Source organism: Micrococcus sp. ACRRV (genome assembly GCF_022346985.1).
GTDB lineage: Bacteria > Actinomycetota > Actinomycetes > Actinomycetales > Micrococcaceae > Micrococcus > Micrococcus porci.
Map to the genome: position 1 here is coordinate 1 of NZ_JAKRNH010000102.1, position 8,733 is coordinate 8,733.

Annotated in this window: 6 protein-coding genes and 1 tRNA gene; 6 read left to right on the forward strand and 1 reads right to left on the reverse strand. The window is 76.0% G+C overall.

Annotated elements, in window-relative coordinates:
• Positions 1-27: 27 nt before the first annotated feature.
• Genes MHY29_RS09880 through treZ form a run of 4 tightly spaced genes read left to right on the forward strand, consistent with a single transcriptional unit; the run spans position 28 to position 6,159 of the window.
• The gene (locus tag MHY29_RS09880) at positions 28-1,032 is read left to right on the forward strand and encodes an aldo/keto reductase (protein WP_239240788.1); all 1,005 of its coding nucleotides are present in this window, start codon (positions 28-30) and stop codon (positions 1,030-1,032) included.
• A 39-nt stretch (positions 1,033-1,071) separates the two neighbouring features.
• Positions 1,072-1,527, forward strand: coding sequence for a hypothetical protein (locus MHY29_RS09885; protein ID WP_239240791.1), 456 nt, complete (start codon positions 1,072-1,074; stop codon positions 1,525-1,527).
• A 55-nt stretch (positions 1,528-1,582) separates the two neighbouring features.
• The gene (treY, locus tag MHY29_RS09890) at positions 1,583-4,051 is read left to right on the forward strand and encodes a malto-oligosyltrehalose synthase (RefSeq protein ID WP_239240793.1); all 2,469 of its coding nucleotides are present in this window, start codon (positions 1,583-1,585) and stop codon (positions 4,049-4,051) included.
• Positions 4,048-6,159 carry a malto-oligosyltrehalose trehalohydrolase gene (gene treZ / locus MHY29_RS09895; RefSeq protein ID WP_239240811.1) on the forward strand — a complete coding sequence of 704 codons (2,112 nt, stop codon included), beginning with the start codon at positions 4,048-4,050 and terminating at the stop codon, positions 6,157-6,159. Before treY ends, treZ begins: the two co-directional genes overlap by 4 nt.
• A 33-nt stretch (positions 6,160-6,192) precedes the next feature.
• Here the strand turns inward: treZ and MHY29_RS09900 are convergent, their stop codons facing one another.
• Complete coding sequence (locus MHY29_RS09900; protein ID WP_224355595.1) at positions 6,193-7,509, reverse strand: DUF4032 domain-containing protein; 1,317 nt, start codon at positions 7,507-7,509, stop codon at positions 6,193-6,195.
• 93 nt (positions 7,510-7,602) lie between these two features.
• Between MHY29_RS09900 and MHY29_RS09905 the strand changes: the two genes are divergently transcribed.
• Positions 7,603-8,478 (forward strand): thioredoxin domain-containing protein, encoded by an 876-nt coding sequence (locus MHY29_RS09905; RefSeq protein ID WP_224355594.1) that lies wholly within the window; start codon positions 7,603-7,605, stop codon positions 8,476-8,478.
• A 120-nt stretch (positions 8,479-8,598) separates the two neighbouring features.
• Positions 8,599-8,675, forward strand: a tRNA-Thr gene (locus MHY29_RS09910).
• Positions 8,676-8,733: the final 58 nt, after the last annotated feature.

An 8,733-nucleotide genomic window follows, 5' to 3' on the forward strand; every position in this document is an offset into this window, starting at 1 on the left:
GCCCGATGCCGGCCTCCAGCCGGGACCATGACCGCGCAGGACACCGCCCCGCAGACCCCCGCCGCCTCGCCCCTGATCCTCGGCACGATGGGCTGGGGCGACGTCGAGCGCGCCCGCGGTGCCCTGCGCGCCGGGCTGGAGGCCGGCATCGGGCTGCTGGACACCGCCGACATCTACGGGGCCGGGGCGTCCGAGGAGACCGTGGGTGCGCTGCTGGCCGAGCTCGACCCCGCCGAGCGGACCCGGCTGCGCGTGCAGACCAAGTCCGGGATCGTCCTCCACGAGCCCGGCCCGGACGGCACCCCGGCCGTCCGCTACGACAACTCCCCGGCCTACCTCCACGACCGCCTGGCCCTCTCCCTGGAGCGGCTCGGCCTCGACCGCGTGGACACGCTGGTGGTCCACCGCCCGGACGTGCTGACCCCCGTGTCGGACACCGTCCGCGCCTTCCTCGACGCCCGCGAGGCCGGCCGCGTGGACGCCCTCGGCGTCTCCAACATGGGCACCCGGCGCGTCCTCGAGTACCAGCACGCGCTGCGGGAGGTCTCCGCCGACGGCACCGGGCTCGCTTGCGTGCAGGTGGAGCTCGGCCTGCACCACCGGATGCTCGTGGAGTCCGTGGTCCTGGCCAACCACCCCGCGGCCGCGCCCGACGGCGGCGCCGGGGACCTCGGCGAGGTGTGCGCGGGGGAGGGGATCGAGATCCAGGCGTGGGGCCCGCTCGGCCAGGGCCGGTTCACCCGCGGCTCCGACGGCACCGTGCCCGCGGACCCCGCCGAGCAGGCCGCGCTCGCGGCCGCCGGAGGGGCGCCCGCCGTCGTCGCCCGGGTGGCCCGCGAGCTCGAGGTGAGCCGGGAGGCCGTGGTGCTGGCCTGGCTGCTGCGCCTGCCGTGGGGCGTGCGCCCCGTGGTCGGCACGCAGGACCCGGCCCGGATCGCCTCCTGCGCCCAGGCCGCCGACGCCGCCGCCCGCATGGACGGCGCCCAGTGGCACCGCTTGTGGACCGCCGCCCGAGGTGAGACCCTGCCCTGAACCGCCTGTGCACCCACGGGCCGCGCTGAAGGGACGCCCATGACGTTCGCCCCCGTGGATCTGCAGACCCCCTGGCTCCTCTACTGGGCGGCCGCCGTCGCCGCCGTGGTGGGCGTGTCCCTCGCGCTGGCAGGGCGGTGGCGCGAGCGCGACCACCGTCGCCGCCAGGCCGCCGCCGGCTCCCATGTGGTCATGCGCGTCCTGGAGAACACGCGGCTGCAGCGCCGGGTGGGGTACGGGGCGCTCGTGCTCGCCCTGGCGCTCGCCGTCTGGGGGGCCGTGGCGCACGTCCAGGGCTTCGACGCCCTGCGCGGCAACGTCCGGCAGAAGTACGGGGCGGAGGTGGAGGACGTCCGCCAGTCCGGCTCCGGCGTGACCGTGGACCTGGTCCATCCGGACGGCACCCGCGAGGAGGACCAGTACATGGCCGTGGAGCAGGACGGGGAGCCCGTCTACGGGGCGGAGCTCGTCGAGTCACCTCCCATCGGGGGCTGACCAGGGCGCGGACCGGCCCTGCTGTCGCGTCGGGCACCGCTGTTAGTGTCGCCGCGTGAGCCACACCGACGCCGTCTCCGCGCCCGCCTCGACCTACCGCCTCCAGGTGGGACCGGACCTGCCCCTGGACTCCGTGGCCGGGCTGGTGCCCTATCTGCGCCGCCTCGGCGTGGACTGGCTCTACCTCTCCCCGATCCTCGCCGCCGACCCCGGATCGGACCACGGGTACGACGTCGTGGACCCCGCCCGCGTGGACCCCGCCCGCGGCGGACCCGAGGCCCTGGCCGCGCTCGCGGCCGCCGCGCACGAGGCCGGCATGCGGCTGCTCGTGGACGTGGTCCCCAACCACCTGGGCGTCGCCACGCCGCTGGCCAACCCGGCCTGGGCCGACCTGCTGGCCCACGGCCCGGAGGCCGCCCACGCCGCGTGGTTCGACGTGGACTGGGAGGCCGGGGACGGCCGCGTCCTGCTGCCCGTGCTCGGCGACGGCCCGGAGGGGGACCCGCGCGGCGCCGAGGCCGGGCTGGACCAGCTGATCGTGGACCCGTCCGCCGGGGAGCACGGCGTGCTGCGGCACTGGGACACCGCGTACCCGCTGGCCCCCGGGTCCCTGGCCGCCGCCGAGGAGGAGACCGGCCTGCGCGCCGCCGAGGTGTTCGCCGGCGCCGACCCCGCCGCCCCCACGGACGACGCCGCCCGCCTGGGCCGCGCCGTCCACGACCGGCAGCACTACCGCCTGGTCCACTGGCGCCGCGGGGACGCCGAGCTGAACTACCGCCGCTTCTTCACGGTCACCACGCTGGCCGGCCTGCGCGTCGAGGACCCGGAGGTGTTCGACGCCACGCACGTCGAGATCGGCCGCTGGGTCTCCGAGGGGCTCGTGCACGGCCTGCGCATCGACCATCCGGACGGCCTGACGGACCCGGGCGCCTACCTGCGCGCCCTGCGCGAGCGCGTCCTGCCCGAGGGCTACCTCGTGGTGGAGAAGATCCTCGAGCCCGGCGAGGACCTGCCCGCCGCCTGGCCCGTGGACGGCACCACCGGCTATGACGCCCTCGGCGAGCTCGAGCGCGTGTTCATGCCCGCCGACCCGGACGGCCCCGCCGCGGACGACGCCGCCCGTGCCGCCTGGGAGGCGCTCATCGCCGAGGCCAAGCGGGACGTGGCCACCGGCTCCCTCGCCGCGGAGACCGCCCGCCTGGTGCGGGAGGCGCGCGCCGCCGTCGTCCTCGGGGCGCACTCGGACGAGGCGCTGACGGAGGCCTTCGCCGACGTCCTGGCCTCCCTGGACGTGTACCGCACCTACCTGCCCGTGGGCGCCGAGCGGCTGGCCGCGGCCGTGGCGCGGGCCCGCGCCGCGCACCCCGAGCGCGCGGACGTGCTCGACGACGTCGCCCGGGTCCTCGCCGACCCGGACTCGCCCGTGGCCCGGCGCTTCCAGCAGACCTCCGGCATGGTCATGGCCAAGGGCGTGGAGGACCGCTCCTTCTACCGCTGGACCCGCTGGGCGAACCTGAACGAGGTCGGCGGGGACCCGGCACACCTGGACCTGCCGCTCGCCGGGTTCCACGCCCTGCAGCGGGCCCGCCAGGCGTCCTGGCCGACGACCATGACCGCCCTCACCACCCACGACACCAAGCGCAGCGAGGACGTGCGCGCGCGGATCACCGCGCTCGCCGAGGAGCCGGCCTCCTGGGAGGACGCCCTCGCCCGATTGCGCACGGCGCACCCGCTGGACGCCCCGGGGCTGGAGGAGCTGGTCTGGGAGTCGATCGTGGGCGTCTGGCCCACGGACGGCACCGCGCCGGAGGCCGACCGCCTCGAGGAGTTCCTGCTCAAGTCCGCCCGTGAGGGCCAGGAGCACACCTCCTGGACCGCCCAGGACGACGCCTACGAGGGCCGGCTGCGGGCGTTGGCGGCGGACGTCGTCGCCCCGGACAGCGCCGCCCGGGCCGTGGTCCAGGAGATCGCGGACCGGATCGCCGAGCCCGGGCTGACCGTGCAGCTGGGCCGCAAGCTCGTGCAGCTCGCCGCGCCCGGCGTGCCGGACGTGTACCAGGGCACCGAGATCCCGTTCCCCACCCTCGTGGACCCGGACAACAGGCGGGCCGTGGACTTCGAGGCCCGAGCAGACCTCCTCGACCGCCTCGACGCCGGCCACGCCCCCACCCTGGACGAGCCCGAGGCCGCCAAGCTCCTGGTGGTCAGCCGCGCCCTGCGCGCCCGTCGGGACCGGCCCGAGCTGTTCCACGGGTACCGTCCCCTGGACGTGGACGGGCCCGCCGCGGCGCACCTGATCGCGTTCAGCCGCGGCGGCGCCCTCGCCCTGGCCACCCGCCTGCCCCTCACGCTCGCCGCCGCCGGCGGCTGGCGCGAGACCGTGGTGAGCCTGCCCCCCGGCCGCTGGCGGTGCGCCGTCACGGGCCGGGCCGTGACCCCCGACGCCCGGGGCGCCGTCCGCGTGGACGACGTCCTCAGCCAGCTGCCGGTGGCCCTGCTGCTGCCGGAGGAGGAGACCGCATGAGCACCCCCGCAGGCCGCCCGGCCGCCGACCTCCCCGTGGATCCGCTGGACTCCCCGCTCCCCGTGGATCCGCTGGACTCCCCGCTCCCCGTGGATCCACTGGATCCGGCCGGAGCGGAGCGCGCCGCCGTCGCCGCGGCGCGGGCCACCCCCTACGCCGTGTGGGCCCCCCACGCTGAGGCCGTGGAGCTGGTCCTCGTGGACGCCGCCGCCGGCGACCTCCACGACACCGCCGACCGGTGGCCCGTGACCTCCGCGCATGCCCTGGAACGCGGCCCCGGCGGCTGGTGGCTGCCCGGCGCGGACGCCCGCGCCGCGGCCGCGGCCCTCCAGGACGGCAACCCCGGCTACGGCTTCCGGGTGGACGGTGCCGACCCCGTGCCGGACCCGCGCTCGCGGCGCCAGCCCGACACCGTGCACGGGCCCTCCCGCCGCGACCTCGAGGCCGCCGACTTCCCCTGGACGGACGCGGACTGGACCGGCCCGGCCGGCGTCGAGAAGGACCCGGCCGCCCCGCAGGGCGGCGGCCTGCGCGGCGCCGTGCTCTACGAGCTGCACGTGGGCACGTTCACCCCGGACGGCACCCTGGACTCCGCGATCGAACGGCTCCCGCACCTCGTGGACCTCGGCGTCACCCACGTGGAGCTGCTGCCCGTGAACTCGTGGTCCGGGGACCGCAACTGGGGCTACGACGGCGTGGCCTGGAACGCCGTGGACGAGTCCTACGGCGGTCCCGAGGCCTACCGGCGGTTCGTGGACGCCGCCCACGCCGCGGGGCTGGGCGTCGTCCAGGACGTGGTCCACAACCACGCCGGCCCCTCCGGGAACTACCTGAACGTGTTGGGCCCCTACCTCACGGACCACGGCACCGGCTGGGGCGACGGCCCCAACCTGGACGGCCCCGACTCGGACGAGGTCCGGGCGCTCATCCTGGACAACGTCCGCCTCTGGCTCGAGGAGATGCACGTCGACGGGCTCCGCCTCGACGCCGTGCACGCCCTCGTGGACACCCGCGCCGTGCACCTCCTCGAGGAGATGGCCGTCCTCGCCGACGGGATCGCCGCCCGCGCCGGACGCCCCGTGCCCCTGATGGTCGAGTGGGACCGCAACGACCCGCGCGTCGTGCTGTCCCGCTCCGCCGGCGGCCTCGGCCTGGCCGGCGCCTGGGACGACGACGTCCACCACGCCCTGCACGTGGCCGCCACGGGCGAGACCCACGGCTACTACGCCGACTTCGCCCCGCTCGAGGCCGTCGCCAAGGTGATGGAGCGCGTCTACTTCCACGACGGCACGCGCTCCACCTTCCGCGGCCACGACCACGGTCGCCCCGTGCCGGCCTCCGTGCCGTCCCACGCGTTCGTGGTCAGCATCCAGAACCACGACCAGGTGGGGAACCGGGCCGCCGGCGACCGCACCGCCGCGGCCCTCACCGAGGGGGCGCTCGCGGCCGAGGCCGCCCTGCTGCTCGCGGGGCCGTTCACGCCGATGCTGTTCATGGGGGAGGAGTTCGCCGCCACCACCCCGTGGCCGTTCTTCACCGCGCACCGCGAGCCCGAGCTCGCCCAGGCCGTCCGCGAGGGCCGGCGCCGCGAGTTCGGCGCCCACGGCTGGGCCGCGCACGAGGTCCCCGACCCGCAGGACCCGGCCACCCGGGACGGTGCCGTGCTGGACTGGTCCGCCCTCGAGCCCGCGCCCCGCGGGCACTCCGGCGCCCCCTCGGAGGCGGAGGCGGCCGCCGGCGCCGCCCCCGGCGGTCCCGGCCGCGGGGCGCGGATCCTGGAGGCGTACCGCGGGCTGCTCGCCGCGCGACGTGCGCTGCCCGCCCTGACGGACCCGGACCGTTCCCGCACCCGCGTGACCGTGGAGCCCGGCGCCCGCCACGTGCGCATGGACCGCCTCGCCGCGGACGGCTCCGGGGACGCGGTCCTGCTCACCGCCCTGGGGGACGAGCCCATGTCCGTCCCGGACGACCTCAAGGACGCCGTGCTGGTGGCCGGCCACTGCGACGCCGGCCCGCTCGGCTCCTCGGGGCGTCCGTGGGAGGTCCCCGGGTCCGTGCCCGCGCCCGGCTTCCTGCTGCTGCACCGGGCCCCCGCCGCCCAGGGCTGACGCCGTCGGCCCCGGGGGCGTCCGACGGCTCGGTCAGCCCTCCGGGTCCGCCTCCGGGGCGGGGACGGCCCGCAGCATCGTGGTGGTGGGGTGCAGGGCGAGGGCGTCCTCGTCCCGCCGCGCGCGCAGGACGGTCTCCACGTAGGAGTCCACGGCCTCGTCCAGGGGCACGGCCTGTCCGCGCGCCTCGGACAGGTACCAGCGGTGCTCCAGCAGCTGGTGCATGACCTCGGCCGGCTCGAGCTTGGCGCGGAGCTCCAGGGGCACGGAGCGCACCACGGGGTCGAACACCTCGATCACCCAGCGGTGCGCGGCGTGGTCCATGTCCATGAAGGGGTCCCACGAGCGGCGGGCCGCCTCGATGTCCACGAGCAGCCGCCGCGCCTGGTTCTCCTGCACGTGCAGCCCGGTGAGCCGCTCGAGGCGGCGCCGGTGGTAGCCGGAGTTCACGTCGGTGGGCTGGGCCACCATCATCCCGGGGGCGTCCGCGGCGCGCAGCGAGTACTCCTCCACCTCGAAGCCCAGCTCGGTCAGGCGTCGGAACCGGCGGTCCATGCGCCACGGCTCCCCCCGGGGGAACACGGTGGGCTCGGTGAGCTGCTGCCAGAGCTGCCGGTAGGACTCCACGAAGAGGTCCGGGGTGGCGATCGCGTCGACGTCGGGGTCCGCGAGCCCGCTGGCGTGCAGGTCCAGCAGCTCCCCGCCGATGTTCACCCGTGCCACGTCGAGGTCGTGCTCGCGCTGACCGGTGGAGAGCCGCTCGCGCAGCTCGCCGGTCTCGGCGTCCACGAGGTGCGCGGCGAACCCGCCGGCGTCACGCCGGAACAGCACGTTGGACAGGGAGACGTCCCCCCAGAAGAACCCCTCCAGGTGCAGCTCCACGAGCAGCAGCGCCAGGGCGTCCATGAGGCGGACCAGGGTGCGCCGCTCCATGCGTTCGGAGAACACGGCGCGGTAGGGCAGGGAGAAGCGCAGGTGCCGGGTCACGAGGGCCGCGGGCAGCGCGGTGCCGTCCTCGCGGGTGCGCCCGGTGACCACGGCCACCGGCACCACCGACGGGCTGGGGCGGTCCTCGAGCTCCCGCAGCAGCCGGTACTCCCGGAACGCGAGCTCCTCGGTGGTCTCCTTGACCGCGACGACGCCCGCGCCCATCCGCGCGAACCGCACCACGTGTCGGGAGATGCCGCGGGGCAGCGCGGCGAGCACCTCCGCCGGCCAGTCCTCCAGCGGCCGCTCCCAGGGCAGAGCCAGCAGGGACGTGGCCGGATCCTCCGAGGCGTCCCCCGAAGGCGCGGCGGTGACGGTGAGACGGTCGGCGGGGTCGGTCCGGGGCTGCTCGTGCTCGTCCATCCGCCGATCATCGCAGACGCCCCGGCGGCCCTCCCAGGTGCGGCGGGTAGGCTCGCCCCGACCCATCCGGCCCCGACCCATCCAGGAGGACCAGTGGCCAGCAGGAACCCGGCGCCGTCCGAGGTGGACGCCCGCGCCCGCGCCCGTCAGATGCAGGTGGACCAGCAGAAGAAGGCCCGCCGCCGCCGCACCGCCACGATCTGGGGCGCCGTGCTCGCCGCGGTCCTCGTGATCGGCCTGATCGTGGGATTCGTGGTCAAGGGCAACCAGGGCACCGAGATCTCCGCCACCGGGCCGGTGCCCGGCGTCGTGAACGAGGAGGGTGGCGTCGAGATGACCTCCGCCACCGCGCTCGCGGACTCCGGGAAGAGCGAGCGTCAGGTGGACTCCTCCTCCGTGGCCGTGCCCGAGACCGCCACGGCCCCGGAGGAGCTGACGACGATCCCCGCCGCCGGGGAGCCCGCGGACGGCGAGCCGGCCCAGATCGTGGTCTACGCCGACTTCAACTGCGTCCACTGCGCCGAGTTCGAGTCGCAGAACTCCGAGCAGCTGCAGTCCTGGCTGAGGGACGGCAAGGCCACCGTCGAGTACCGCATGGTGAACTTCCTCAGCGCCCCGAACAACAAGAACTACTCGGCCCGGTCGGCCAACGCCGCCTACTGCGTGGCCGCCGCCAAGCCCGAGGCGTACAACGAGTTCACGACCGGCCTGTTCATGGCCTGGGAGGGCCACGGCGGCAAGGGCCTGTCCGACGACGAGCTGATCCAGCGCGCCGACGCCCTCGGTGTGGACATCGAGGGCTGCCTCAAGGACAACACGTACCGCCCCGCCGTGGAGTGGGCCACGAACAAGGCCAAGGCCGCCAGCGTGGCCGGCACGCCCACCGTGTTCGTCAACGGGAAGAACTGGTCCACCGACGGCGGCGACAAGTCCTTCGTGGACTGGGCGAAGCCGATGGTCGAGGGCTGACGCCCTCCGCCCGGGCCGCGCGCTCGGAGCCCGCGGGGCGGGGTCGCACCGGCACCGGTGCGGCCCCGCCCCCGTCGTTCCTGCTCTAGGCTGGGACCGCCCGCGGCCCAGCCCGGGCACGCCCCCTTAGCTCAGCTGGCCAGAGCATCTGCCTTGTAAACAGAGGGTCACCGGTTCGAATCCGGTAGGGGGCTCCACCTGGACGTGACCAAGGTCACGAATCCGCCCGCCCCCGCATGACGCCCGCGTCGTCGT

What these genes read in the sequence shown, in the direction of transcription:
- MHY29_RS09880 (WP_239240788.1), top strand. Translation starts at nt 28, where the DNA reads ATGACCGCGCAGGACACCGCCCCGCAGACCCCCGCCGCCTCGCCCCTG.
- treZ (WP_239240811.1), top strand. Translation starts at nt 4,048, where the DNA reads ATGAGCACCCCCGCAGGCCGCCCGGCCGCCGACCTCCCCGTGGATCCG.
- MHY29_RS09900 (WP_224355595.1), bottom strand. Translation starts at nt 7,509, where the DNA reads ATGGACGAGCACGAGCAGCCCCGGACCGACCCCGCCGACCGTCTCACC.
- MHY29_RS09885 (WP_239240791.1), top strand. Translation starts at nt 1,072, where the DNA reads ATGACGTTCGCCCCCGTGGATCTGCAGACCCCCTGGCTCCTCTACTGG.